The organism is Oleiphilus sp. HI0066 (assembly GCF_001635725.1).
Map to the genome: position 1 here is coordinate 1 of NZ_LWFH01000584.1, position 1031 is coordinate 1031.

1 protein-coding gene is annotated in these 1031 nt (G+C 46.3%); it reads right to left on the bottom strand.

Annotation, left to right across the window (positions count from 1 at the left end; translation table 11 throughout):
* Positions 1-89 precede the first annotated feature (89 nt).
* Positions 90-1031 (bottom strand): ATP-NAD kinase family protein (locus A3738_RS07750; RefSeq protein WP_156504073.1); only part of this gene is annotated, 942 nt, incomplete at its 5' end.

The window sequence follows — 1031 nt, forward strand, 5'->3', positions numbered from 1 at the left end:
TTAGAATTGCTTTGAAGAATGGGACCTCGACTCACTTGGCTCGCTTGATGATTCATTTGTTTTCAGAGTACAAAAATAAATAGACGAACTTATGCACTGTAAGCGATGTCGTACAAGACGTAGTCGTGATAGCCACATAAAATGGGCCGATAACCACTAATCTCTTGGTTCAGAGCATCGTCTCCACTATCGACCTGCAGTGCTTTACCCTCTAACGCATGAAGCTTTTCTTGCGTCCCGACAAATTGAATGTTGGTAATGCCAAGCATTCTTAACACGCGAACGCTTAGCTGCTGATTACCGCGGCCTAATACTACTCCCTGCCCTCCAATCACAGACAAAAACAACTTTGCCTTTGGATAATTGCCAAGTAAATCAATCAATACTGGTTCGTTCGCATCCTTCGCAATACACTCTCCGTTATACCAGGCATCCACACCAAGCAAGGTTGGCTCATCAATGCCGACGAACTCTTTAATATGTCGTAAGCTACCACCAGAACCAAAGAGATAAAGTACATCATCCTCGAGCGTCTCAGAGACGAATGCCGCAATGTCATCTAGCGATAACTGATCATCAGGCAAACCGCTACACTTTACGCATTGCACCAACAATTGATCATCGGGAACAAGCAACTCACCAAAGTGCTTGGTAACAACCCGCCCCTCTTGAAAGGATCGTTCGTCAATATCACGCACCTCAGCTTCAGTCACCGCAACGAGCTTACGCGCCAACATGCTCTTTATGATCGACACAACTGCTTGAGGCGTGATAGCGAAAACACCAGAGTGCATCTTCACACCACTCGGTATGCCCAGACATACCTGCTCGTTGTTTATGGACGCACAAACATCTCGAGCCGTGCCATCTCCACCAGCGAACAACAGCAAGTCCGGACTAAATGAAGATAAGATATTCACAGCCTCTTGCGTGTGCTGTGCAGTGGTCTCACTCGGCGCGGAATACACAACCTTATACATTAATTTGGCATGATCTAGCTGAGTAAAATAGTCTTCTCCCATTGTTCCGCT